Raw genomic sequence first — 26208 nt, 5'->3', positions numbered from 1 at the left:
ATGCTCGCAGAGTGAGGGAGCGCAGGGTTGTGCGGTGTTTTCCAGCCGCGACAGCCTTGGGTTGAACACCACCAATCGGAGCGAAAAAATGCGAATGAGCAACGCAAAAGCACTGTTGGGTTATGGCGCGTTCATGTTGGCAACCGCCAGCGAGGCGCATCAGATTTGGTACGAACAACTTCCCGGCCAGCCCTTGGCCTTGTACTACGGGGAATATGACAAGAACGTGCTGGAGGTCACGCCGGGGGGAATGGACCGGTTCAGACAGCTCCAGGCCTGGTCGATGGCCGACCGATCGGCACCGCTGCAACTGAGCCTGCAGCGCCAGGCGTTCCTGCTGGCGGAGCAGCCCGGGCAAGAGGATTCGCTGCTGGCGCAAGACCTGCACTATCCGATGTTCGATGTGCAGGAAGGCGGCAAGACCTTGAAAGCCGCCTGGACCCCGGCCACGCGTTGGGTCGGTGACCTGCGGGCCCGTAGCCCGGAGCTGACCCTGGATATCGTCCCCACCGGCGTTGCCGATGCGGGCCGTGCGCAGTTCCGGGTGTTCTACGCGGGCAAGCCGCTGACGGGCCAGGAAGTGATGCTGGAAACCGCCTCCGGTGAAGTCTTCAAGCAGCGCAGCGATGCCGCCGGCAACGTCAGCTTCACGCTGCCCTGGCAGGGCACTTACGTGGTGGCCGTCGAGTACCAGGACAACAGCCCTGGGGAGCGTCTTGATCCGGCGGGTAAACCCGAGCGGTTTGACGTCAAACGCTTCAGTTCGACGTTGTCGTTCCACCGCCGGCAAGGCCAGGCGCCGTTACCTCGCGCGCCGTCGCAACTGCCGGCATCGGAAGTCGCCAGGCTGAAAAAGTCAGCCTGATTCATTGCCTCCTTCATGAGTGATTGATATGACCCTTTCTTCAGGATTGGCCGGTCAGGCGGGCACTGTTGCGCCGACGCTTGCCCGCACGAACGTCACGACGGCCACACGCATGCTGGCTATCGATGCGCTGCGTGGTTTTGTGATGCTGTTGATGCTCATCGACCATGTGCGCGAAACCTTCTTGCTGCACCGGCAGGTCACCGACCCGATCGACGCCTTGAGTGTCACCCCGGACCTGTATTTCACCCGTATGCTCAGCGAGATCTGCGCCCCGGCGTTTATCTTCCTGACGGGCTTGTCGGCCTGGCTCTACAGCCAGAAACACAGCGCCCGCGAAACCTCGGTGTTTTTGCTCAAGCGCGGGCTGTTCCTGGTGTTCCTGGAAATCACCTTCGTGTGCTTTGCCTGGAATGCCGAATTCCCACCCAAGACGTTGTGGCTGCAAGTGATCTGGTGTATCGGCCTGTGCATGATCGTGCTCGCCGGTTTGCTGCACTTCAAGCGCGCCTGGCTGATCGTGCTGGGGGTGGCGATTGTCGCAGGGCATAACCTGCTCGACGGCGTGACCGTCGGGCCGGAGTCGCCGTTCTTCGTGCCCTGGTCGATCCTGCATCAGCGGGTGTTTATCGACATTACCGAATTCACCCGCGCCCGCACGACGTACCCGATATTGCCCTGGATCGGTGTGATCCTGCTGGGCTGGGGCATCGGCCCGTGGTTTGGCAAGGCAATGCCGTCGGCCGAGCGTATCTCGCGCCTGGTCAAGCTGGGTGCAGGCCTGCTGGTCGCGTTCGTGTTTATCCGCTACCTCAATGTGTATGGCGAGAAACCCTGGGTGCAGACCGGTGATGCGCTGCGCACCTTCATGAGCTTCATGAGCGCGAAGAAATACCCGCCGTCGCTGATGTTCCTGATGCCCACCCTGGGCCTGTCGCTGCTGCTGTTGGCGCTGTTCGAGAAGTGGCAGGCCCGCTGGGCCACTGCGACCCTGGCGATCTACGGTGGGGCGCCGATGTTTTTCTACTTGCTGCACCTCTACGTGCTCAAGGCCATGTACCTGGTCGCGCTGGCGATCTGGGGCGCTAACCAGGGCACCTACTACGGGTTTGACGACCTGCCCATGGTGTGGTTGTGGAGCGTGATACTCGGGGTGTTGCTGTTCTTCCCGACACGCTGGTTCGCCGACCTCAAGCAGCGTCGTCGCGACATCGCGATGCTCAAATACCTCTGACGGAACCAACGGTGTTCTGCGCCCTGCGGAACACCTTTGCCTGACACGTTCTGGAGTCAAATCGTGAAGATGCTATCGACCCGCACCCTGCTATTGGCATTGGGAGGGCAGAGCCTGCTCGCCTTCGCCGCCGAACAAGACACCGCCAACGGCTTTATCGAGGACAGTCAGTGGAACCTGCTCAACCGCAGTGTCTACGATCGCCGCGACTACCGGCATGGCGCCCTCAGCAACGGCGCACGCAACGCCTACAAACCTCGATCCCAGCGCAGCGACCTGGCGGAAGAATGGGCCTATGGCCTGATGGCTGACTACGCCTCGGGTTTCACCACCGGCACCCTGGGTTTTGGCCTGGATGCGCACGTTTACTCCGCCTGGCAACTGGACAGTGGCGGTGGGCGCGCCGGGAAGGCACGGCTATTGGCGGTGGACAATGACGGCCACCCCAAGGAGCAGTTCAGCCGCGGTGGTGCGGTTGCCAAACTGCGTTTTTCCTCCACCGAATTGCGCTACGGCGAGCAGCGGGTGAAAACCCCGGTGTTTGCCTCGTCCGACAGCCGCTTGCTGCCCGAAACCGCGACGGGATGGTGGCTGACCAGCCGCGAATTGCCGGCCACCACCCTGTTCGCCGGGCACTTCAATGAGAGCACCGACCGCAACGCCAGCAGCCATGACCGAGGATTTGTCGTCAACTATTCCAACGGCAGGCAAGGCGATCGCTTTGACCTGGTGGGCGTGCGCAATACCGCAATCAAGGGGCTGAGCGCCAGCGTGTTCAGTGCTGTCTATGAAGACACCTGGCGCCAGCATTACCTGGGGGCGGTCTACACCCGGCCGCTGTTTCCCGGCCAGGCACTGACCGTTGACCTGAACCTGTATCGCACCCAGGACACCGGCAAGGCGTTGTCCGGGCGCATCGATAACACCACATGGAGCCTGCTCTCGACCTATCGGTTCGGTGCCCACAGTGTGGGCGTGGGCTATCAGAAAGTCAGTGGCGACACGCCGTTCGACTACGTGACGCGCGGGGCGATTTACCTGAGCAACGCCGTGGCGTTGTCCGACTTCAACGCCCCACGGGAGGCCTCGTGGCAGGCCCGTTATGACCTGGACCTGGCGGCCCATGGCATGCCCGGCCTGAGCCTGGCGGCGTTGTATGTACGCGGCAGTGGCATCGACGGCCGCCACATGGATCCTCGCGGCGGCTACCAATGGCTTGGCTATGGTGATGGGGGCAAGCATTGGGAACGCGACCTGCAGGCACGCTACGTGGTGCAGTCCGGTGTCGCGAAAAACCTCGCCTTTACCCTGCGCCACGCCGTGCACCGGGGCAATGCGGCCCAGGCGGAACTGGATGCCAACCAGATCCGCCTGGCGGTCGAGTACCCGTTGGGCGGGCGCTTGCACTAGGCCGGCGTTATTCCTGCAACTGCAACGCCTGCTGCTTGAGCTGGCGTTTCTGCGCGAACGGCAGCTTTTCATCGTCCCCATAGGGCGCGCTGTACCAGTTGCCGTAAGTCGGGTTGGGCAGCAAAAACCAGCGCTGCCCGAGCCAGTTCACATAGGGTTCGACGGCCTTGCGCTGGGCCGCGAGGGTGTTGCGTTCGGCCTGGACGAAATCCCCCAGGGAATCACCGGCCATCAACAGCACGCGAGCATGGCTGGCGACCCATTGGCGGCGGCAGTTCTTGCCGTAGCCGGCGCTTTCGCAGTGCCCGGTAGGCGTGCTGGCGGCGAGCACCTGTTGATTGCTCTCGACCGGAAAACCGCGCAGGCGCAGGTTGGCCACCGTGGCCGCGACCTGGCTGTGTTCGCGGTTGGTCAGGTAGTAAACCTGGATGCCTTTTTGCTTCGCCGCTTGCAGGAACGCCACGGCACCGGGAAGGGCCTGGGCCTTGGCCTGGTCGACCCAGGTGTTCCAGCGGTCGTAGCCATACACCTGGTTATGGATGACGTCGCGGGCATTGAGCGGCACGTTGTCCAGCAGGGTTTCGTCAATATCCACCACCACTGCCGGTGGCAGGCCGCTCAGGTTGCGGGGCGGGAAGGGCAACGCGTCCCAGCTGGGATCGGCCAGGGCCACGTCGAGCTGGCGGGTGGCGTTGGCGAACACCTGGCGATAGATCAACTCGTGTTCGATGGAGGTCTGGGTCCAGAGTACGGCGTCGAGCTGGTCGTTGGCCGGCGGCGTTTGTTGGCAGCCTGCCAGCAGGCACAGGCTGGCGAAGATCAGGGGTCGCATGCAGAGGTCTCGCAGGGAAAGGGCGCGTGGGCGGCACCTTAGCCTAATCCCGCGTGGATTCACCACATTGCGAAATGTTTCGCCGGATGCGAAACTGACGTAATTGTGAATACTTATCATCTAGCGCCAACCTTATCGCCGGCCCCGCGCATCCTGATCATCGAGGATGACGTGGAGCTGTGCACGCACCTGAGCAACCATTTGAGCCGTCGCGGCTTTGCCTTGAACAGCACCCATTGCGGCGACCAGGGTTTGGACCTGGCGCTGCATTCGCCGGTGGAGCTGATCCTGCTGGACATCATGCTGCCCAATGAAAGCGGCCTGAATATCCTTGCACGCCTGCGGCATGCGCGCGGCACCCCGGTGATCCTGATGTCGGCGCTGGGCGCCGAGCAGGATCGCATCACCGGCTTCAGCCAGGGCGCCGATGACTACTTGCCCAAGCCGTTCAGCCTGGCGGAACTCGATGTGCGCATCGACGCCTTGCTGCGTCGCGTGGCGATTGATTGCGGGGTCGCGAAACCGCTCGCCCGGCATTCCACATCGGGACTGGACAGCGACGCACGCGATTTCACCTGTAACGGCCGCGCCGCCGGGCTGACGGCTTCGGAATTCCGTCTGTTGTGCACGCTGCACGCGCACCGGGGCGAGACGCTGAGCAAGGCTTTCCTCTACCAACAGGTGCTGCATCGCCCCTACACCCGCCTGGACCGTGGCCTCGATGTGCATGTGTGCAACCTGCGCCGCAAGCTGGCGGCCATCGATGTGCAGGGTATTCGCATCGACGCGGTGCGCCATCAGGGCTACGTGCTGCTGTGCGACAGCGCCTGATGCCGCGCCGTCATCCGCTGCTGTGGAAAATGGCGGCGCTGCAAGTGTGCTTCTGCCTGCTGCTGGTGTGGCTGGTCTGGAGCTGGGGCTTGCAGGTGGAGCGCAACACCTACTTTCTGGAACAGCCGGATCGCATCGCGCTGGCTGCGTATGCCGCCGAGGCGGAACAGCTGGCGGCCCGCGGCGATGCCCAGGCGCTGGAGCGCTGGCGACTGGCGTTGCAGCAGCGCGAGCACACCTGGGTCGCGGTGCTGGATGACTACTTGCACAGTCTGGGCACCACGCCGCTGACGGCCGAACAGGTCGGCCACCTGACTTTCATGCGCAAGCTCAGTTGGCCGATGAGCAAGCGCCTGGACGATGAATTGCCCTACGTCAGCATCGCCTTCCCCCAGCACCCCGAGCGCGGGCGGCTGGTGATGCAATTGCCGGAGCGCCTGTTGCCACCGGGCCTGACGCCCTGGACCCATGTATTGAGCCACGGCGTGGTACCGGTGCTGTTGGCGCTGGGCCTGGGGTTGCTGCTGTATCGCCATTTGGTACAGCCGTTGAACGAACTGCGTGAGCGCGCCAACGCCTTGAGTGCCGGCGACCTCGAGCCCCTGGCCAGCAGCCGCGTGACCCAGCGCCCGGACGAATTGGGCGAGCTGGCACGCGCCTATGAACACATGGCGGGGCGCCTGCGCCAGAGCCTGCACCAGCAACGGCAATTGCTGCGCACCCTGTCCCATGAAATCCGCACACCGTTGGCACGCTTGAAGATCGCCAGTGAAAGCGGCCTGTCGCCGGCCCAGCTGGAGCAGCGCCTGGGACGGGAAGTGGAGGAGATGCGCCGGCTGGTGGACGACTCCCTCAACCTGGCCTGGCTCGACACCGAAAAACCGCGCCTGGAAGCTGAAACGGTGGTGGTGGCCTCGGTGTGGGAAGCGCTGGTGCAGGACGCGCATTTCGAAACCGGCTGGCCCCTGGATGCGCTGGTCTGCGAGCTGGACAGCGCCTGCCAGGTGCACGTGCACCTCAACAGCTTTGCCCAGGCCCTGGAAAATATCCTGCGCAATGCCATCCGCCACTCACCGCAACACGCCGTGGTGCGCTTGAGCGGCGAGCGTGACGGCGACAGCTGGTGGCTGGTGATCGAAGACCAGGGGCCGGGCGTGGCCGAAGGCGATCTTGAGCGCATCTTCGAAGCCTACCTGCGCCTGGATGGCACGGTGGGCAGCGGTTTCGGCCTGGGCCTGAGCATCGCCCGGCGCGCCATCGAACTGCAGCACGGCCGGCTGTGGGCCAGCCAGGGCACTCAAGGTCTGCGCATGAACCTGCGCCTGCCCGCGGCGAATGTTTAGAAAGTTAATGTTCTTTACTCGCAATTGCATCTGATTATCATCGGCGATCTTTGATGGCCCACCGCTATCGGTCGGGCTGACGTTTGGAGATCCGCGCATGTTCCGCTTGTCCCTGCTTGCCGTGAGTATTTGCAGCCTGTTGCCCGCCAGCAGTTTCGCGGTTGAAACCGAAGCCCCCGCGCAGATGGAGCTGCCGACCCAGACGGTACTGGGCACCGCACAGGAAGAGATCAAGCAGATGCCCGGCGTGTCGATCATCACCGCCGAAGACATCAAGAAACGCCCCCCGGCCAATGACCTCTCGGAGATCATCCGCACCATGCCTGGCGTCAACCTCACCGGTAACTCCAGCAGCGGCCAGCGCGGCAACAACCGCCAGATCGACATCCGCGGCATGGGCCCGGAAAACGCCCTGATCCTGGTGGACGGCAAGCCGGTCAGCAGCCGTAACTCGGTGCGTTACGGCTGGCGTGGCGAGCGCGACAGCCGTGGTGACAGCAACTGGGTGCCGGCTGACCAGATCGAGCGCATCGAAGTCATCCGTGGTCCGGCGGCGGCGCGTTACGGCAACGGCGCGGCAGGCGGCGTGGTGAATATCATCACCCGGCAACCGGGCAGCGAAACCCACGGCTCGGCGACGATCTACCACAACTTCGCCCAGCACACGGCCGAGGGTGAGACCGAGCGCATGAACTTCGGCCTCAACGGCCCGCTGACCGACACCCTCAGCTACCGCGTGTATGGCAACATCGCCAAGACCAATGCCGACGATGCCGATATCAACAGCGGCCATGAGTCCGTGCGCACCGGTAACCAGGTCGGCACCTTGCCGGCGGGGCGCGAAGGTGTACGCAACAAGGACGTCAACGGGCTGCTGAGCTGGCAGTTCACCCCCGAGCAGACGCTCGATCTGGAAGCAGGGTTCAGCCGCCAGGGCAATATCTATACCGGCGATACCCAGAACACCAACAGCAATGCGAATGTGAAGAGCATGCTGGGCCATGAGACCAACATCCTCTACCGTGAAACCTATTCGGCCACCCATCGTGGCGAGTGGGATTTCGGCAGCAGCCTGGCCTACCTGCAATACGAAAAGACCCGCAACAGCCGCATCAACGAAGGCCTGGCGGGCGGCACCGAAGGCATCTTCGCCAACACCGATTTCTACACCACTGTGCTGCGCGACCTGACCGCCCACGGCGAGGTCAACCTGCCGCTGCACGCCGGTTTCGAACAGGTGCTGACCCTGGGCACCGAGTGGGTCGAGTCGCGGCTCGACGACCCGAGCGCCAACACCCAGACCACCACTGCCGGCGGCAGTGTCGCAGGGCTGACCAGCACCAACCGCAGCAGTACCTCGTCGTCACGCATCTTCTCGGTGTTCGCCGAAGACAATATCGAGCTGCGCCCCGGTACGCGCCTGACGCCGGGCCTGCGCCTGGACCACCACGACATTGTCGGCGACAACTGGAGCCCCTCGCTGAACCTGTCCCAGGTGCTCACCGACACGCTGACCTTGAAGGCCGGCATTGCCCGTTCGTACAAGGCGCCGAACCTCTACCAGCTCAACCCCAACTACCTGCTGTACAGCAATGGCCAGGGTTGCTATGGCTCGACCAAGAGCTGCTACCTGCAAGGCAATGCCGATCTCGAGGCCGAAACCAGCGTCAACAAGGAGCTGGGGATCGAGTACCGCAATACTGCCGGGGTGGTCGCCGGCCTGACGTATTTTCGCAACGACTACAAGAACAAGATCGAGTCCGGCCTGACGCCGGTGGGCACCGCTTCGGGCGGTTCGGGCACCACGGCCAACGCCAATATCTTCCAATGGGAAAACGTGCCCAAGGCACTGGTTGAAGGGCTCGAAGGCAACCTTACGTTGCCGTTGGCCGAGTCGCTCACCTGGACCAACAACTTCACCTACATGCTGCAATCGAAAAACAAACAGACCGGCGATGTGCTCTCGGTCACGCCCAAGTACACCCTCAACTCCATGCTCGACTGGCAAGCCACCGAGGCCCTGTCCCTGCAGGCCAGCGTGGCCTGGTACGGCAAGCAGACCCCGAAAAAGTACGATTACCACGGCAACCGTGTCACCGGCACCGGCAACAATCAACTGTCGCCCTATGCCATTGCCGGTGTGAGCGGCACCTACGCCCTCAGCCAGCATCTGAGCGTTACCGCTGGCGTCGATAACGTTTTCGACAAACGCCTGTGGCGCGAGGGCAACGCCCAGGGGGTGAACAACATCGAAGGCGCGGGGGCGGCGACCTATAACCAGTCCGGCCGCACCCTGTACACCAGCCTGACGGCGTCGTTCTGATGGGGCGCGCGATCTTCCTTGCCTTGCTTGTCACCCAGGGCGCCCATGCCAGGCCGGCACCGGACCAGTTGATGGACGCGCCGGTATTGCGCGAAGCCAGCGCCTACCGTTTCAGCACCCTGGAACTGGACTCCGCCGATGGTGCGCGGCACTACCGCATCTGGCTGGGGCAACCGCCCAAGGTCAGTGCCGCCAACCCTGTGGCGTACCTGCTGGATGGCAACGCGGCGATGGCGGCACTGGATACCGAGCTGTTGAATCGCCTGTCCCACCACCCGACGCCACCGGTGCTGGTGGCGGTGGGGTACGCCACGCCACTGCGCATCGAACGCAATGCCCGCACCTTCGATTACACACCGCAGGTGGGCGAAGGCATGCAACGCGACCCACTGACGAATGTGCCCAGCGGTGGGGCCGATCAGTTCCTCGACCTGCTCACCCGGCAGATCCGGCCCTTGATCAACCAGCGCCTCGCCGTGCAGCCTGCGCGCCAAGTGCTGTGGGGGCATTCCTATGGTGGGCTGCTGGTGCTGCACACCCTGCTGACACGCCCGCAGGCCTTTGATGAGTATGCCGCCGCCAGCCCCTCGCTGTGGTGGAACAGTGGGGTGATCGAGGCCGAAGGGCTGGGCTTGCAACAACGGCTGCAGGGCCGGCGGCCGAGGCTGTTGCTGATGCGTGGCGACGCAGAACCCGCCGGCCCGACGAGGTCGGCCACGCCGCAGGATGATGCCGCGGCCAAGCGCTTGCTGGTCAGGCTGCAAAGTGTCGAGGGGCTGACTACCCGCTACCAGACCTTTCCCGGCCTTGGCCATGGCCCGATGTTACCCGCGTCGTTGCGCTATACCCTCGAACACCTGTAGGCGTCATCAATCGGGTTGGCACACCAACGGCTGTCGCTCGTAGTTCAACGCCTTGTTCTGTGGCGCCAGCACATAGCTCGCACGGCAACGCTGTTCGCCCCACTTGATGGTCAGGGTGCCCCGGTCCTGCTCAACCAGCGCCAGGGCATTGCCGTTCGGGTCGGCAATTGCCAGTTGCTTGCCGTTGGCATCTTCCAATGAGGTACCAAACGACAGCGGCTTTCGTTGCGCATCAAACAACTCGAACAACACTCGCCGTCCGGTGGTGCCACTGTAATGCGCGACGACCACGGCCCCCCGGCGCGGTACCAGTTGCTGGGTGGCGTTGGTGATCTCCACGTTGCCCCCCAGGTCGCGGGTGTCGAGGCTGATCCAGTTCACCCGATAAGGTTGCGCCGTCGGGATCACCGCATAGCCGTTGGATCCGGTTTCCACACCGCTGTAACTGCTGATCTTCGCCCCGGAGATGCCCGGCACTTGAGCCAGCGCGAAGGTCTCGCTGACCGTTTGCCCCAGGTTGATACCGCCGGCATGGGCCACCACCGAACCTGCGAGGTTGACGTTCTGCGAGGTGTAGCCCTGGCCCTGGCTGTAGCCGAGGCTGACGTCGGCCACGGCGGTACGGCTGTTGATATTCACCGAGCCGGAATCGCCGCTGGTATCGCTGTGGCCCGCCTGCACCGAATAGAACGTGTCGCTGGTGTCGGCGACATAGCCGTTGATCCCCGCCTGGGTGGTGGTGTCGCCGTGTTGCCGGCTGGTGGTGACAAAGGCGCGTGGCGCGCGCGCCTGGCTGCCCAGCGGGAATGAGACGGACAGGTTCAACTGCGTGTCGCTGCTGGGTTCGCCCCAGGTGACGATCTGCTTGGTGCGTGTCACGCCCAGGTTGTAGCTCAGGTCGCCCCAGTGGCTGGTGTAGCCGGCGGAAAAACTCTGCGAGCCGCCGCGATTCCAGTAGCGCTGGTCGCTGGCATTCACGTACAGGCTGCCGAACGCACTGTTGCGTCCCAGGCTCTGGTTGATGGTCAGGTCGGTGCGGTTTTTTGAATGCCCGGTGCGAACGCGCACGTCTTCGCTGAGGTCCTCCACGTGGTCGGTGAGGGTGCGGTAGCCCTCGGTGGAGTAGCGGTAGGCGGCCAGGGTGAAGTTGGTGTCGGTGCCGGCGAAGGTCTTGGCATATAGCGCACGCACGCTGCTGCCCTGGGTGGTTTGCCCGCGTGCCTTGCTGGACGAGTGGGTGGCGTCCAGGGAGAACGCGCCCAGCGAGGTGTTCTTGCCGGCGCCGACCGACACGGCGTTGTAGTCCTCGCTGGCCTGCAAACCGACGATGCCGCTGAGGTTGCTGGTCAAGCCGTACGCCAGCGTGCCACTGAGAAAACGCGGGGTCGCCAGGCCGTCGGCATTGCTCTTGAAGGTGCCCGCCGAAACGCTGTATTTGACCTGGCCTTCACGCACCATGATCGGCAGGCTGGAGAACGCCTGCATCGTCACGCGGCGGCTGCCGTCGGCTTCGGTCACGGTGATTTGCAGGTCGCCGTTGGAGCCGCTGGGGTAGATGTCGTTGATCTCGAACGGCCCTGGCGCGACGTTGGCGGTGTAGAGGATGTAGTCGTTCTGGCGAATTTCCACGGTCGCGTTGGTTTGCGCCACACCCCGGATCACGGGCGCATAGCCGCGTTCGCTGTCGGCGCGCATGCCTTCATCGGAGGCCAGTTTCAGGCCGCGATAGCGCACGCTGTCAAACAGGTCGGTGTCGGAGAAAATTTCACCGGCGCTGAACTGACCCTTGATCGCCGTCACATCATGCTGCAGGTAGGTGCGGTTGCTGGTGTAGGTGTTCGAGCGCCCGGTACCGCCACTCAGGTTCGATTCGTTGCGCAGACGCCAGGCGCCGAGGTTGATGCCGTTGCGCAGGCCGAGGTTATTGGCGATGCGGGTGTCGTAGTCGCCCGCAGTACGACTGCTGTTGAGCTGGTAGTTGATGAAGGCGGCGGTGACGCCTTCGTCCCACAGCTGCGGGTCGACATAGCCGCGCAAGCCACGTTGCATGGCCACTTGCGGAATGCTCGCCAGCAGGCGCAGGCGGCTGCTGTCATAGCGCACGTTGGCCTCTTCGATTATCTCGGCCAGGGCGTAGCAGTCCTGCGGGTGCTGCGGGTCGAGTTTGCCCTCGGCCTGCAAGCGGGCCAGGTCGATGCCCAATTGCTTGAGCAGGTCGAGGTTCAGGCAGGCTTCGACGCGACCGTTGTGGGGGTTGCGCTTGAAGTCGATATCGCGCCGGCCCACCAGCACCTCGTTGCTGTACAGGTCGACGCGGTAATTGCCCGGCAACACGCTGTTCGCGGAGAGCAACTGCTGCAGGTCTACGGTGGACTGTGCACCTTGCAGGAACGTGGTGTTGAAGCGCTCCGCAGGCTCATCGGCCATTGCCCAGGCCGGCAGGCTGGCGGCCATCGCGAGCGACAGTGTCTTCAACGTCAGTGCGCCGTGCGCGGGCCTGTTGCTGGAAAAAAAAGACATGCGAAGACCTGTGACATCCCGGGTTGGCGAACAGGCGGGCACGCAAACACGCACGCGAGGTGAGCCTGTGGATTAGAAAAGGGGCTTAGGGTTTGCGGCGTGATTCCGTGGCGTGCGCGGGGGCGGCAGCACCGACGGCCAGGGGCGCGGTGTACGCGTTCTGTGCACCGTAGTCATTGATGCTGGAAAACGACAACTGCACCGGCCCGCTGGCAGGCGTGGCGCCGAGCGGGAACTGTTTCTCCTCGCCGGGCGCGATCATGGTGGAGTCGCTGGCCAGTTGCGCCTGCACTTTGATGTCGGCCATGGACACGTGGTAGAGCGTCGGGTTTTTCACCCGCAGCAGGGTCTGTGCGCCATGTCTGACCAGGCGCCACTCGAGCTGCGCTGGGGCCTGCAACGCACTGCCTGCGAGGCCGGCAGGGCGGTAGAAAATCTTGATGCGTTGGCGGATCGCCAGTTGCAGGGTGTTCTCGGCCTCGCTGGCCTTGGGGATCTCCTGCACGTTGAGCCACACCACCGACTCGCGGTCCGTGGGCATGCCGGCGCCCTCATACAGGATGCGCAGCAGTTGCTGTTCCTTGGCGAACACCCGCGCCAATGGTGGGGTGACGGCAAACGGTGCGCGGCTGCCACTGGCATCGTTCATGTCGACCCAGGATTGCACCAACACATCCTGGTTACCGTTGCGCACGGTGATATTGGCTTCCCTGTGGTCGCCATCGAATACGATACGGGTGGCATTCAGTGAAATGCTGGCGGCGGCCTGGGTAGCCATAAGCATGCCCAGCAGCACCAGGCTCATGGCGATAGAACGAGGCGGCATGAGGGGTATCCGGTGTCATCAAAAAGGGAATGGCGAGGCCGCATGGCCTCGCGCGTTTGGTGCACGGGGCGCCGGGGTTATTCGTATTGCAGGATGAACGGCAGGGTTGCATCACCGCGACCGGCGGTGGACGCACCGGCGGCACCGGTGGTGACGTAGGCTGCCGCGAAGCTCAGGGTGGCGTCGCCGCCTTCAGTGCCTTGACCGTGCATGGTGCTTTCGATGCGTGCGGTGGCTGGCGAGCTCAGATCGATCAGCGTGCCTTTGCTGTCCAGGAGGGCGATACCGACGTTTTGCGCGGTGGCCGAACCCGGGTTCAGGGCCAGTACGTTCTTGCCGGTCACCAGGCCCGAACCGCCGTTGTTGGCGTCAAAGATCATCGCCACCTTGGTGCCCTGGTTGCAGTTGACGTTCAGGTTGAAGTCTTTGGCGGTAACGCGACCTGCGGTTGGGTTTTCCGCGGTGCCCATGTCCTTGATCGAGACGTTGCCCATGTCGACCGAGATGGTGCGGTCGGAGTTGGCGCCGTCCACCGAGCAGGCGTCGTTGTTGATCACGCCGGTGAAGGTGATTTTGCCGCTGCCGCCCAGGGTAGGAGTAGGCGCTACCGTATCGTCGGCGAACGCACTGCCGGATGCGGCGATAATGGCCGAGGCGATAACAGCCAGGGAAAACTTCTTCATGATGATGTCCGTTAGTGTTAGTTGGAGAATGTAACTACTGAACTGCCAGGAAAGAGTAAAAGGCGAGGTCGTTGACCAGAATAAGACGATTCTTATAAGTCGAAACTCAGGCGCACTGGCTACGCGTCAAGAACAGGCGGGGAGTCTGAAAATAAAGGGCGAAGCCATTGTCAGCGAATGGCTTGCGAGTGGTTCTTTAGTTGAAAATGTTACGCGCCAGGCAATAAGCGAGCAGGTCTTGGTCGCTGTTGACTTCAAGTTTGCGCATGGCCGATATCTTTTGTGCGCTGATGGTTTTTGAACTTCGGTTCTGGCTGCGTGCAATATCACTGACACTCATGCCGGAGATAAACAAGCGCAGGATCTCGAACTCTTTGGGCGACAAGCTGGTAAAGCGCTCGTCGAAGTCGGTGAGGGTTTCGATCACTGATGTCTTGGGCGGTTCCAGGCTGCGATAGGCGCTCTGCTGGGCAATGGCCTGGAGTGCCAGTTGAATCTCGGTGTGCAACTGGCTTTTCTGGATGATGCCGACCACACCCAGCTCTTGCAGGCGGGTGAGAATCAGGTGGTTGGAAATCATCGTGAGGATCAGGACCTGCACTTGTGGAAAATGCCGTTTCAGGTATTCCACCAACTTCAGGCCATCGCCGTAGGGCGAGTCGCCCGGCATGTTGTAGTCGGTGATCACGATGTCGGCGCCCTGGCGCTGCAGCAAATCGATCAGCCCGGCCGAACACACGGCCTCGCCGACCACTCGAAAGCGCGTGTCGCGTTCCACCAGCTCGCGAACGCCCAGCAACACGATCGGGTGATCGTCGGCGATTACCACGTTGAATTTTTTCATAAGGGGCCGTCCGTAGTGCCGGTTCAAGTGAGTGAAGAGTGCCCGGGCTGGAGAGTCTCCAGGACGGCCGACAGTCGCTGCATGACCGCTTTCACCTTGAGCGTAAGGTCAGTGTCGAGGCTGCCACGGTTAAGTGCGCTTTCCAGTTCGATGCAGGCGTGGGCCAGGTCGAGCGCCTGGACGGCACCCAGGGCGCCGGCCAGCGAATGCAGGCGTTGGCCAAGACCGTGGGCGTCGCGCTGTGCCAGGGCGGCGTCGATACCTTGCAAGTCCTGCTCCACGCTGCTGATGAACAGCGGGCGCATTTTCTCCGATAACTGCACGCTGTCGTTGAATGACGCGGTGGCTGGCGCAACCGGCGGCTTGACCTTGCACAGCTTGATCAACTGGCCACGCAAGGTTTGCAGGCTCAAGGGCTTGACGATCCAGGCGTTCATGCCCACCGCCAGGCAGCGCACGCCTTCCTCGCGCATCGCATTGGCGGTCACGCCGATGATCGGCAACTGCGGGTCGTGCTCGCGCAGGGCCCTGGCCAGGTCATAGCCATTCATCAACGGCATATTCACGTCGGTCAGCACCAGGTCAAAGGCGTGCGGTTGCCACAAGTGCAGGGCCTGCTCGCCATTGGCGGCCAAGGACACCGAGCAACCGAGTGCTTCCAGCTGTTCCTTGATAATCGCCTGGTTGACCGGGTTGTCCTCGGCCACCAGGATATGCAACCCCAACTGCCCGGCACTTTGCAGGCGCGTCGCAGGCGGTTGCTCATGCTTGCCGTGTTGTGCCAGCGAGACCGTGGCGGCGATGGCACGTACATCGTACATATCCACCCTCCAACCCTGGGCCGTGTGCAGCGGCGGGCTGTGCGCACCTGGCAGGCACAGCACGCGCTGGCCGACCCAGGGCCGCGCGGGGTCGCCGGCGAACAGGTCCACCAGCACCGCGTGGCGATTGTCCTGTTCCTGGGTGGGCGCCGCCAGCGCCGCCGCAATGCCCAGGCGGTTGAGCCAGTCACTCATTGACTGTGCCAGCTCGCGCACCGGTGCCTGCACATACACCGGCGTCGGGCTGGGCTCGATCAGCGGCAGGTTGGTCAAGGCACCGCCACACAGCGGCAGGCGCATTTTCAATGTGAAGCTGCTGCCCAGGCCCGGCTCGCTGACCACCCTGATCTCGCCGTCCATCATCTGCGCCAGCCACCGGCAGATCGGTAATCCCAGCCCGGCGCCGCCTTCGCTGGCGGTGTCCGGTGCCTGGTAAAACAGATCGAACAGCTTGGCCTGCTGCGCCTCGGGGATGCCCACGCCGGAGTCGGTGACTTGCCATTCCAGGTCAACGTGGTTGGCGTCCTGTGCCGTGACCCGGGCGCGGATCACCACGCGGCCGATGTCGGTGAACTTGATGGCGTTGCTCACCAGGTTATTGAGAATCTGGCGAATCCGCATCGGATCGCCCATGACGCAGTCCGGCAGTTGCGGGTCTATGCAGCTGTAGAGCTGCAAACCCTTGCGCTGGGCGAAGGCGGCGTAGGTGTGCAGGGTGTCTTCGAGCATGTCCAGCGGGCAGAAATCCACGGCTTCTATCGCCATTTGCCCGGATTCGATTTTCGACACATCGAGCACATCGCTGATCAGTTGGAACAGCGTGCCGGATGAGCGCTGGATGGTCTGCAGGTAGGTTTTCTGGTGCGGGTCCAGATCTGTCAGCCCGAGCAGTTCAAGGGTACCGAGCACGCCATACAGCGGTGTGCGGATTTCATGGCTCATGGTTGCCAGGAACAGGGTCTTGGCCTCGTTGGCCGCATCGGCGGCGCGGCGGGCGTCTTCCAGGGCCTGGGCGTCATCGATATGACGGGTGATGTCGTTGAACGCATACAGGCGCACGTCTTCGGCCTGGTAGCGGGTCGACACGAAGCCGATCTGCAGGTGCCGGCCTTCGATCTCCAGGTGCGTCTCGCCGCTCTCGGCGCCCTCAGGTGTACCGGCCATGGCCGCTACCAGGCGTGCGGTGCCCGGCCATTGCTGGGCGCGCTGGTTTTCGATAAGCACCTTGCCGTCGCTGCGGCGCACCACGCATAGGCCGGTGGGTGCGGTGTCGATGATCACGCGGCTGAACGCCACGCTTTCGGCAATGCGCTCGTGGGCCAGGCGCGCCGGGTTGATTACCTGGCGCCGATACCAGCGGCTGCCGCCCCAGCCGAGGGTGATCAGGCCGCCGAGAAACAACGCCAGGCTGCTCAGCGGCCACAGCGCAGAGTGGAAGAAGTGCGCGTAGTTCAGGCCGTAGACCGCGCTCCAGGGCCGGTCACCGGCCTGGGTCATCTTGAATTCGAAGCCATCGGCGTTGAAGTGCACGCCATCGCTGAGCGATGCGTCGACGTCGGGCCCGGCCAGCCGCTGGCCGTCGGGGCCCATCAACGTGAGGCGATCGAATGCCGAGTGATCCAGGGCGCGCTGTACATCGTCGACCCGCGACAGGTCGAGCAAGGTGCCGACTACCGCCTGTTCCTGACCGCCAAGTGGCAGGCCGATATACGCCAGCAAATGTTCGGCGGCGGGACCGGCTTGCCAATACACACGGTTTTGTTCCAGGGGCTGGGGCGTCTGCTCCAGGCGTTGTTGCACTGCGTTGACCAGCGCCACCAGGTTGCCCGTGTCCTCTGTGCTTTCGCGACGTTGGTAGCCCACGGACGGCACGGTAATGGTGTAGTTCGCCTGACGATTGAACAGGAAGGTTTGTGGTGCCTCGTAGGGCGACGAGGACCAGAAGGCGCTGTAGTAGCTGGTCAGGTGGGCGCCCAGCGCGAAAATCTGCGGCCGGGCAGCGACATTGACCTGTTGCTCATCGAACTTGGCGCTGAAGGGCACCGAAAACGAATACTTCTGGCCTTCGTACAGCGTGCGGTGGTTGTCGACCATGCGGCTTTTCAGGCTGACCTGCACATGGGTGGCACGCAACAGTTCGGCCTGGATGCCCGGGTGGGTCAGGCTCTTGAGATAGGACTCCTGCTCCTGCAGGTTTTCCATCAGCCGCGCGAAGTGAAAGCGCGTGGCGCCGTAGCGGGTTTCGATCCCGCGTTGCAGTGACCAGTAGTTGGTCAGGACCAGCAGCAACGCGATGCCAATCAGCACCATCAGGCCTTTGTTCAGGCGCAATGAGCTGCGGGTGAAAGCTTCGAGGATCGCGTTGTTGTGCTTCATCAAGGGTTTCCGCGGGCGCAGGATAAATCGGCACTGGATGGAGCTTACTCCTTAATACGGGGTAAATAATCCGGGGCCGGCTGCTAGTGAGATGTCGCAGGGCCATCATTGTTCAGTAGTTGTTGAAATTGATCCGGCGACACCGCGTGGGAGATCAGAAAACCTTGCACCTGGTTGCAGTCGATCTTGCGCAGGAGCGCCAGTTGCTGGGGCGTCTCCACCCCTTCGGCGACCACGGTCAGGCCGAGTTTGCGGCCCAGCGCGATGATGCTCGCCAACGCCTGGGCAATGCCTTCGTTGTCATGGCTGCCCTGGACCAGCGCCTGGTCGATCTTGAGTTCGGTAAACGGCGTGGACACCAGGTTCAGGTACGAGCTGTAGCCCTTGCCGAAATCATCCTGGGACAGCCCGAACCCCTTGATGCGCAGGCGGCAGGCACCGGCATAGAAGTTACTGATGTCCTGCGGCACCGAGCACTCCATCAACTCGAAGCAGATCATCCCCGGGATGCCATCGTGGTGCAGCACGAACTCCAGCAAACGGTCCGCCAGGTCGTGGCTGTTGAGCAGGTGGGTGGGCAGGTTGATCGACACCGGGATTTCATAGCCACGCTGGCGCCAGTGTTCCTGGGCGTGGATCGCCTGCTTGAGCACCAGCCACAGTAGTCGTTCCTCCAGTTCGAAGGCCTTGATCGCCGGCAGGAAGGCACCCGGCAGCATCACGCCTTGCTCGGGGTGCATCCAGCGCACCAACGCTTCGGCGGCGACGATACGGCCGTTGGCCAGGGATTTTTTCGGTTGGAACCAGGCCTGGAACTGGCCGGCGCTCATGGCCTGGATCAGGCTGTGACGGTCGATGTCCACGTGCTCGGGCATTGCGGGGGAGGGCTTGCACACCCTGTTCCTGAGTTGTTCCACCAGGCTGCGCAACGCATCGGCGGCAACCGGTTTCGAGATCAGCCCGATCACCTCCACATCGAGGTTTTTTGCCACCAGGCTGGCCGCCATCAACATGCGTCGCGACGCAGCGCTCATGATCGCCAGCGCCGGCTTGCAGCGCAGGCTGGCCAGGCACTGGATAAACTGCACGCCGTCCATGCCGGGCATCAGCAGGTCGGTCAGTACCAGGTCGAAATCCCGCTGGCGCAGCTGCTCCAGCGCTTCTTTGCCATCCGCGGCGGTTTCGAGCATGAACTCCCCCAACTCACTGAGCAGGTGCTGCAGGTAGATGTGCTGCAGGGGATGATCCTCAACAATCAAAATACTAAGGGGCTTCATGGGTGATCCGTGCATAAGGCGCCAGGGAGTTGAATAGAGCCCGCAACGCAAAGGGTTTGACCAGGCAGTGGTTCATGCCGGCGGCCAGGCACAGGTCGGCCTCGCCGCGCATGGCGTTGGCGGTGGCCCCGATAATCGGCAACGGGCAGCCCTGGCGGCGCAGTTCGCGCGCCAATTCATAGCCGTTGATATGGGGCATGTTCACGTCCGTCAACACCACGTCGAAGTTGCCGGCGGTGTACAGCTGCAACGCTTCCCGGCCATCGGCCGCCAGCTCCACGGTACAGCCGAGCTCTTCGAGTTGGTCACGCAGTATCAGCTGGTTGATGATGTTGTCCTCGGCCACCAGCAGGTGCAGGTTGAGTTTATTCAGGTCACGCTGGCGCGTGTGCTCATCGGCGCGGGCCACCCACAGCCCTTGCGCCTGGCTGACGGCCTGATGAATAGCGCCCAGGTGGTTGAGGTTGACGTGCCAGGCACCGGCGTCGGCCTCCAGGGCCGTGCAGGCGTTGCTGCTGACGTGAATCACCGGGCCCGGCCACTCGGGCACCAGCAACGGGTCGATGCTGCCGGGGTGCACTTGCAGCAGTAGATGATTGTCCGCCAGGGTCGGCAGGCCGGTCTGGGCCCTGGCGCCCCAGCGACGCAGCCAGCCACTGACCGAGTTGGCCAACTCCGGAATCGGCGAGGCCACGTAGATAGTCTCGGCCAATAGGGGGGGCATGGGCGGGGTGGGGGCCTCTTCCAGCGGCAGGATCAGACTGAAACTGCTGCCCAGGCCGAGTTCGCTGACCATGCGGATATTGCCGTTCATCAACTCCGTCAGGCGTTGGCAGATCGGCAGGCCCAAGCCGGTGCCGGCGACCACATTGGTGTTGCCTTCACTCTGGTAGAACGGTTCGAAAATCATCGCCTGGTCTTCCTGAGCGATGCCTTTGCCGGTGTCCGAGACTTGCCACAACAGGCTGGAACGCTCGCCGTCGCGGCCCAGTACTTTGACCCGCAGCACCACGCGCCCGTAGTCGGTGAACTTCACCGCGTTGTTGAGCAGGTTGTTGAGTATCTGACGGATGCGCGTCACGTCGCCGATCAAGCGTTCCGGCAGCGTGGGATCAAAGCAGGCGTACAGTTGCAGGCCCTTGCCCTGGGCGGCTGCGGCGTAGCCCTGGATGATTTCGTGGACCAGGTCCAGGGGCGAGAATTCGCTCAACTCCAGGGCCAGTTGGCCGGCCTCGATCTTCGACACATCCAGCACGTCGCAGATCAACTGCAGCAGCGTCGAGGAGGAGCCTTCGATGGCATGCAGGTAGTCCTTCTGCTGGGCGTCCAGTTGCGTGCGCGCCAGCAATTCCAGGGTGCCGAGCACGCCATACAACGGTGTGCGGATTTCATGGCTCATGGTTGCCAGGAACAGGGTTTTGGCGGCGTTGGCGGCATCCGCCGATTGGCGTGCTTCTTCCAGCGCCGCCTCGACTTGCTTGCGTGCACTGATATCGCTGAACGCGCAAAACAGCACGTCCTCGCCGCGATAGCGGGTGGGGGCGCTGCTCAGGTACAGGTGGCGGCCGTCGATGGTTTCGAAGTAGTCACTGTGTTCGCTCGGCTCGCAGGCAAAGGCCTGCTCGATCCAGCCGGCGCGCAACGCCTCACGCTCCGGGCCGTGGCCCAGCCACTGTTGGGCCAGGGTGTTTTCCAGCACCACCTGGCCGTCGGTGCGGCGCAGCACGCAGAGGGCAACGGGCGCGGTCTGGATCACGTCGCGGCCGAACGCCTCGCTTTCGATCAAGGCCTGGATGCGATGGATCGAAGGGATGATGAAGCGCTGGTCGACGCGGCGCATCACCAGCCAGATCAACGTCAGGCTGAACAGGCAGAACAGCAGCGAGCCGAGCAACTGTTTCCACAGGCCGGTGACCACCGCGCGCAGGTCGATGGAGTACATCAGTTGCCAGTCCGAGGACTTCAGATGCTTGCGGATCACCAGGTGGTCGGGCAGGAAACCACTGCCGACAAACCCGAAAAAATTGTCTTCCCTGGGCTTGAGGCGTTGCTGGCTCAGCTGTGAGTCGTGACTGTTGGTGAAGACCAGCATGCCCTGGGAGTTGAGCATCATGAATTCGCCGGCGCTCTGGTCGCTGAGGGTCTGGGACACTTCGCGGCTTTCCATTTCCAGGCCCAGCCAGCCGGAGCGAGGGTCGCGCTCATCCAGGCGAATGAAGATGTAGAGGTGCGAGTGTTGCTCGGTCTTGTCGCTGAGCCACAGCTCCTTGAGTGTGCCCGGGTCGCTGTTTTGCAGGGCCTTGAGGCGGTTGAGCATGCATTTGGAAATCGGCAGCACCTGCGCAGTGGAGTCGTACAGCCGCGTCACCTGTGGGGTCGGGCCGGTGTTCACGTAGAGCAGGTTGACCTGCTTGGCCTTGAGGTAATCGCGCATGCGCGTGGTCAGCCAGATGCTCCACTGGTTGCCTGGCGTGTCACCCAGTTGCAGGTGTTGTTCCTCCTCCGAGGGTGGATAGATCCTTGCCTGCTTGCGCACTGCGGACAGGCTGAGGCTTTCGAGCAGGGCCTCGCGGTTGGTGAAAAAAGTGTGGGCTTCGGCGATGGCGCTGCTCATGTAGCCGCGGCGCTGGGAGATGTCGTTGTTGAACGTCGACAGTAGAAAGGTATAGACCCCGCTCAGGATGCCGATCAGCAGTACGGTCGCAAAAATACGAAGCAGCCTTCTGGCTGCTTCGGGTCGGGAGAGGACGGGGTTGATCTGGAGCAGATAACTTTTCAATCGCATCGGCGCACTTTAAACAGCACGGTGCACCGGGGGTATAAGACGATCCTTAAAACGGGCCTACTTGTAGTACATATCCACCACCACGGCGGCGTCGAAGGCACCCGGGATCGGCAAGGTGCGCCATTTCAGGTCGGCGCGGAATTCATCGTGGCTCTGGCCCAGCCCCATCAACTCTTGCAGCGTGAACCAGTTATTGAACGGCAATTGCTGTTGGCTCTCGGCGCGGGACAGCGCGATGCCCACCGAGCTGTTGTTATCCGGCACCAGCAAGCCATTGATCACACTGCCGCCCCCCGCCGTGCTGGCGAAGCGTGCGCTGATGGTGTAGGGCGTGTCGCAGCCCTTGCGCAGGTTCAGGCTGAAGTTGGCGCTGCTGGCCACTTCACCGATGGCAGCCTTGCGCGACGGTGTTGGGAAGTTGACCACGCTGGGGGTGATGGTCAACTCGGGGGTACAGGGCACGAAGCGGATATCGTTCATGCCGGTGACCACGTAGTTGAAATTGCTGTTGGGCCGCGAGTTGAGCCCGCGCACGCCGTCGAGCTGGAATACCCGGTAGGAGGTCAACGTACTGGCTTGCCCGCTGGGTGGCGTGGGGTCGTATTTCTCGATGAACACGCTGAAGTTGAGGGTAAAGCGCGCCTTGTCCCAGCCGACGCAATTGGCCAAGTTGCAGCCTCGATCGGAATAGAAGCCGGTACCGACCTTGCCGGTGCTTTGGGTAATCGGCTGGTTGTTGTAGCGAATGCCCACGCGAATACCCGTGCCGATACTCACGCCGGCCGGATTGACGTAGAAATACACTTCTTCGCGGCCATGGCCGTAGTCGTCCTTGCAGATCACATCGGTCGAGCGCGGGCCCGACTCCCAGATGATGGTGCCGTTGGGCGCATCGGCGGCCACCGCCAGCGCAGTACCCAGTGCCTCCTGGGTGATGATCGAGTTGGTGCCGTCCTCACGGCAGGCCAGGGCGTGGCTGGTAGCCGGCAGGACCGCACAGGCCCACAGCAGCATCGGTAAGCAGTGTTTGGTGAGTGACATGGGGGCAGATACTCCGCGATCTATCACTTGAGCGCCGCACTATGGCGGGCCTGCAAGCCGATATCGGTGATTTCGGTGAAGTGAAGGGGGGTGCCTTTGGCCAGACGTCTCGGTGCGGTGAGGGTTTTGCTCTCATGGGGTTTGAGCAGCAGGTAATCGCTGAGCGCCAGGCTGTCGGTCTGCACATTGACCAGCGACAGGTGAAACGCGCTGGGGTTACTGACGGTGATAGTCGGCCCGTCGTCGCTGCGCCATGATAATTGCCGCACCGCCTCGGCCGAGCCACCCTTGAGCGCGGGCGGCCGATAGAACAGCTTGAGCCGTTGGCGTATTGCGAACTGCACGCTGTTGGCGTCTTGCGCCTTGAGCGGAATTTCCATGACGTTGAGCCAGAACAACGACTCGCGATCGGCGGGCAAGCCTTCCCCGGCATACAGGATGCGCAGCCGGTGATGTTCTCCGGCGCCCAGTCGCACCAGCGGTTCGGGGGTGGCAAACGGCACGGGGCCTGCGGCTGAATCGTCCTCGCCGGTGACCCAGGTTTGCACCACGACGTCACGCGGTGCCTGATTGACCACGCTGATACTGGCGGCCTTGTCCTGGCCGAAGTAGATCAGGCGCGTGCCTTCGATCTTCAACGCAGCACGGGCGGGTGGCGGTGCGAGAGCCAGCAGCGCACAGGCCAGCATCGCCATTCTGAGTAGAAACATGAGCACAATTGAAATCCATGGGAGCGTGTGGGGACGCAGCCCATGGTAGGGAGAGGTGCGCGCGGGGGCTTTCAGGCGATTCTTAAAAGTGTGCCGGTGTACCGGCTTAGCGTTTCAGAATCGCCTTAAAGTCAGGTTTGCCGCCCGACGGTTAACGTAGCGGCGTTGAATGATCGACGCTGATGCCCAACTGTCAGGTTTACCTATGTCCAATAAAGCGTTACGCCTTCTGATTGCCGATGCAGACCTTCTGCAACGGATCAAGATCGAGAAAATGCTCAACCAGATGGGCTATCACCGTATCGCCCCGATTGGTTCGTTCGACGAACTGCTGGCGTTGACGCGTTCCCCCGGCGTGGCATTCGACCTGTTGATCATCAACATGGCGCTGGTGCATACACGGGAGGTGAACCTGTTGAAGTACTGCCATGACAACCCGCTGATCCGCCACACACTGGCGTATGACGGCCAATGTGCGCAGAGTTCAAGGGTGTCGGTGTCGGTAAGCCAGACCTTGCATTTGTCGCTGTCGCAATCGCCGGACTTCAACTCGCTGCGCCGTTGCATGGAGATGGTCGATCCCTTGCACACGCCACAGTCACTGGAGCGCCCGACGCTGCGCGCAGTAGACACGGAGCGCATGGCGCCCCGGGTCAGTAAGGGTTCAATAGGCACGCGTGCGTTTTGCCCCGGCGACCCGGCGGTGGTCGCGTGTGCGATCGGGTTGTCGCCCAAGCGCTAGGGGGCTGGCGTTACAAAATGCTCAACGGGTAACTGATGATCACCCGATGCTCATCGCTGTCACGCTGGGTGGTAACTTCGGTGCGCAATGAGGCATGGCGCAAGGCGATGCTCAGGTTCTTCAGCGGGCCTTGCTGGAACACATAGCTCACGGTCAGGTTGCGTTCCCACTCGCTCTTGTCACCCGTTGGCGTGCGGATGTTCGAGCCACTTTCGTACATGCCCATAAAGCTCAGGCCTGGCACGCCGACCGTGGCGAAGTCATAGCCGTAACGCACCTGCCAGGTGGTTTCCCCGGCGCGCTGGAATTTGCCGATCATCGACTCGGTCATGAAGTAGGCCGTGGAACCGTCACCCTGGTTCAGCCACACCGCATCGCTGTCGCCGCTGACCTGTTGCAGGCCGGCGGCAATCGTGTGGCCGTTGACCAGGTAGGTGAACAGGGCGCTGCTCAGGCGGCTGTCGACCTTGCCCTTGGTCACGCCGTCGCCGTAGTAGCCGAAGGTGTAGAACGCCGGGTCGTTGCCGTTGGCGCCGTCGGAGCGGTTGTCGAAGTGGCGCAGGTCGGTGCGCAGGGTGCCCGGGCCGATCTGCCAGTCGTACTTGAGGCCCAGGAAGTTCTGCTTGTAGAAGTCCTGCAGGTTGCCATAGTAGTACTGCAACGTCAGGTCTTTGGTGGGTTTGTAGTCGACGCCGCCGTAGTAGAACTTGTTGACGAACTCACCGCTGACCGCGTTGTTGGCGCCCGGGATCGACATGCCCATCTGGTTGCTCGAACCACGGCCTTTCACGTGTTCCAGCTGGCCGAGGGTGAAGGTGAAATGGTCCAGGTCCTTGGACTGCACCTGTCCGCCGTTGAAGGTCTGTTGCAGCATGCGGTCGGTGGACATCACCACCGGCAGCATGGGCACCAGGGTCCCGTATTTCAGCTCGGTCCGGGCAAAGCGCGCCTTGGCGGTCAGGCCCAGGCTGCCGAACTGGTCCACCGCGCGGCCATCGTGATCGGTGGGGAATACGTTGCCGTTGAACGCGGTGCTTTGCGGGTTGTAGTGACGGCCCTTGCCGGAGTCCAGGCGCACACCGAACATGCCGATGGCGTCGATGCCGAAGCCCACCGTGCCCTGGGTGAAACCCGACTCGAAGTTGGCGATAAAGCCCTGGCCCCATTCCTGGGTGTAGTTGGGGTCGGCCGCGCCGCTGCGGTTGTCGGCGTTACTGAAGAAGTTGCGGGCCAGCACGTTGAGCTTGCTATCTTCCACCAGGCCGGCGGCGTAGCCCTGTTGGGCGATCAGCAGGCCACAAAGGCCGGCGAGTACTGTTGGTGCGCGATTGAAAAGCTCCATCGGTGTCATCCCCATGTGTGTTTGGTTTTTTTGAGGGCAGTCAAAAGCGGCAGTGAAGGTTTTCTATTTGTTTTCAGGAGCAGGTGTTTCAGGAGCAACGGTGGCCGGCACGACATGCAGTCGCACCGGCGGCAAGCGGTACAGGATGAACAGCGCCAGCACGCCGATCCCGGCGCACAGCAACAGGCCTACGCCAACGGACTGCGCCAGGGCATCCCGGGCCAGGTTCAGCCACGGCGAGGCGTCGAGGTTGGCATGCAACAGCGTTTGCGGATCGGCGTACGCGGCAATGCCCTCGGCGTGATTCGCGGCGAGAAACACCCGCTGCACATTGGCGCTGTACAGCAGGTTGACCAGCACCCCCATGCCCGCAGTGCCGAGCAGCCCGCCGACCAGGCGCAGGGACTGGGTCAGCGCCGTGGCAATCCCCAGGAACTGCCGTTCGGCCAGGGTCTGGGTGAAGACCGTGAGGTTGAGCAGGATAAATCCCAGCCCCAGGCCGGCCAGCAGGATCAAACCGAGCAGCAGGTTGAACGCGGC

19 protein-coding genes and 1 pseudogene are annotated in these 26208 nt (G+C 62.7%); 8 read left to right on the top strand and 12 right to left on the bottom strand.

The genetic code is table 11. The annotated features are described in order from the left end of the window. Nucleotides 1–94: 94 nt before the first annotated feature. From B9N88_RS25570 to B9N88_RS25560, 3 genes are all read left to right on the top strand, one after another. Nucleotides 95–865: a DUF4198 domain-containing protein gene (locus B9N88_RS25570; protein WP_256221320.1), complete on the top strand. Its 771-nt coding sequence runs from the start codon at nucleotides 95–97 to the stop codon at nucleotides 863–865. A gap of 28 nt (nucleotides 866–893) precedes the next feature. Then, on the top strand, nucleotides 894–2099 hold the full coding sequence (locus tag B9N88_RS25565; RefSeq protein ID WP_027607471.1) for an acetyltransferase domain-containing protein: 1206 nt from the start codon (nucleotides 894–896) through the stop codon (nucleotides 2097–2099). Between the two features lie 69 nt (nucleotides 2100–2168). Beyond that, complete coding sequence (locus tag B9N88_RS25560) at nucleotides 2169–3509, top strand: OprD family porin (protein WP_371263388.1); 1341 nt, start codon at nucleotides 2169–2171, stop codon at nucleotides 3507–3509. A gap of 7 nt (nucleotides 3510–3516) precedes the next feature. On the opposite strand, the gene B9N88_RS25555 is transcribed toward B9N88_RS25560, so the two are convergent. Further along, nucleotides 3517–4341 carry a 5'-nucleotidase, lipoprotein e(P4) family gene (locus B9N88_RS25555; RefSeq protein WP_027607473.1) on the bottom strand — a complete coding sequence of 275 codons (825 nt, stop codon included), beginning with the start codon at nucleotides 4339–4341 and terminating at the stop codon, nucleotides 3517–3519. Nucleotides 4342–4446: 105 nt separating this feature from the next. On the opposite strand from B9N88_RS25555, the gene B9N88_RS25550 reads away from it, so the two are divergent. The 4 genes from B9N88_RS25550 to B9N88_RS25535 all read left to right on the top strand — a co-directional run bounded on the left by B9N88_RS25550 (nucleotide 4447) and on the right by B9N88_RS25535 (nucleotide 9701). Then, the gene (locus tag B9N88_RS25550; protein WP_081744477.1) at nucleotides 4447–5172 is read left to right on the top strand and encodes a response regulator transcription factor; all 726 of its coding nucleotides are present in this window, start codon (nucleotides 4447–4449) and stop codon (nucleotides 5170–5172) included. Beyond that, nucleotides 5172–6515, top strand: a complete 1344-nt coding sequence (locus B9N88_RS25545; RefSeq protein WP_027607475.1) for a HAMP domain-containing sensor histidine kinase — start codon at nucleotides 5172–5174, stop codon at nucleotides 6513–6515. The genes B9N88_RS25550 and B9N88_RS25545 overlap by 1 nt, the downstream gene beginning before the upstream one ends. A gap of 97 nt (nucleotides 6516–6612) precedes the next feature. Beyond that, nucleotides 6613–8838, top strand: coding sequence for a TonB-dependent siderophore receptor (locus tag B9N88_RS25540; protein ID WP_027607476.1), 2226 nt, complete (start codon nucleotides 6613–6615; stop codon nucleotides 8836–8838). Then, nucleotides 8838–9701 (top strand): alpha/beta hydrolase, encoded by an 864-nt coding sequence (locus B9N88_RS25535; RefSeq protein WP_043293750.1) that lies wholly within the window; start codon nucleotides 8838–8840, stop codon nucleotides 9699–9701. Before B9N88_RS25540 ends, B9N88_RS25535 begins: the two co-directional genes overlap by 1 nt. A 6-nt stretch (nucleotides 9702–9707) precedes the next feature. On the opposite strand, the gene B9N88_RS25530 is transcribed toward B9N88_RS25535, so the two are convergent. The 9 genes from B9N88_RS25530 to B9N88_RS25490 form a co-directional block, all read right to left on the bottom strand. Then, complete coding sequence (locus B9N88_RS25530) at nucleotides 9708–12221, bottom strand: fimbria/pilus outer membrane usher protein (RefSeq protein WP_027607478.1); 2514 nt, start codon at nucleotides 12219–12221, stop codon at nucleotides 9708–9710. Nucleotides 12222–12306: 85 nt separating this feature from the next. Then, nucleotides 12307–13047: a fimbrial biogenesis chaperone gene (locus B9N88_RS25525; protein ID WP_027607479.1), complete on the bottom strand. Its 741-nt coding sequence runs from the start codon at nucleotides 13045–13047 to the stop codon at nucleotides 12307–12309. Between the two features lie 77 nt (nucleotides 13048–13124). After that, a complete protein-coding gene (locus tag B9N88_RS25520; protein ID WP_027607480.1) occupies nucleotides 13125–13730 on the bottom strand; it encodes a fimbrial protein in 606 nt (201 codons plus the stop codon). Nucleotides 13731–13926: 196 nt separating this feature from the next. Further along, on the bottom strand, nucleotides 13927–14574 hold the full coding sequence (locus tag B9N88_RS25515; RefSeq protein WP_027607481.1) for a response regulator: 648 nt from the start codon (nucleotides 14572–14574) through the stop codon (nucleotides 13927–13929). A 23-nt stretch (nucleotides 14575–14597) separates the two neighbouring features. Then, the gene (locus B9N88_RS25510; RefSeq protein WP_027607482.1) at nucleotides 14598–17771 is read right to left on the bottom strand and encodes a hybrid sensor histidine kinase/response regulator; all 3174 of its coding nucleotides are present in this window, start codon (nucleotides 17769–17771) and stop codon (nucleotides 14598–14600) included. An 83-nt stretch (nucleotides 17772–17854) separates the two neighbouring features. After that, nucleotides 17855–19048, bottom strand: a complete 1194-nt coding sequence (locus B9N88_RS25505; protein ID WP_027607483.1) for a response regulator cyclic di-GMP phosphodiesterase PvrR — start codon at nucleotides 19046–19048, stop codon at nucleotides 17855–17857. Beyond that, entirely contained in the window at nucleotides 19035–21833 is a 2799-nt protein-coding gene (locus B9N88_RS25500) for an ATP-binding protein (RefSeq protein WP_027607484.1), read from the bottom strand. The genes B9N88_RS25505 and B9N88_RS25500 overlap by 14 nt, the downstream gene beginning before the upstream one ends. Nucleotides 21834–21890: 57 nt before the next feature. Further along, nucleotides 21891–22874: a fimbrial protein gene (locus B9N88_RS25495; protein ID WP_027607485.1), complete on the bottom strand. Its 984-nt coding sequence runs from the start codon at nucleotides 22872–22874 to the stop codon at nucleotides 21891–21893. 23 nt (nucleotides 22875–22897) lie between these two features. Beyond that, on the bottom strand, nucleotides 22898–23584 hold the full coding sequence (locus B9N88_RS25490) for a fimbrial biogenesis chaperone (RefSeq protein WP_223841607.1): 687 nt from the start codon (nucleotides 23582–23584) through the stop codon (nucleotides 22898–22900). 205 nt (nucleotides 23585–23789) lie between these two features. Here B9N88_RS25490 and B9N88_RS25485 point away from each other — a divergent pair, with 205 nt between their 5' ends. Beyond that, nucleotides 23790–24326 carry an ANTAR domain-containing protein gene (locus tag B9N88_RS25485; protein ID WP_027607487.1) on the top strand — a complete coding sequence of 179 codons (537 nt, stop codon included), beginning with the start codon at nucleotides 23790–23792 and terminating at the stop codon, nucleotides 24324–24326. 10 nt (nucleotides 24327–24336) lie between these two features. On the opposite strand, the gene B9N88_RS25480 is transcribed toward B9N88_RS25485, so the two are convergent. Together B9N88_RS25480 and B9N88_RS25475 are read right to left on the bottom strand one after the other, a co-directional pair. Continuing rightward, nucleotides 24337–25668 (bottom strand): OprD family porin, encoded by a 1332-nt coding sequence (locus B9N88_RS25480; protein WP_085205427.1) that lies wholly within the window; start codon nucleotides 25666–25668, stop codon nucleotides 24337–24339. 63 nt (nucleotides 25669–25731) lie between these two features. Next, nucleotides 25732–26208 (bottom strand): annotated as a pseudogene (locus tag B9N88_RS25475) (MFS transporter); the annotation flags it as partial.

The sequence above is a fragment of the Pseudomonas sp. LAMO17WK12:I1 genome, from assembly GCF_900177315.1.
GTDB lineage: Bacteria > Pseudomonadota > Gammaproteobacteria > Pseudomonadales > Pseudomonadaceae > Aquipseudomonas > Aquipseudomonas marginalis.
Note: the sequence above shows the minus strand (reverse complement) of the source record. Positions and strands in the feature narration are given on the sequence as shown.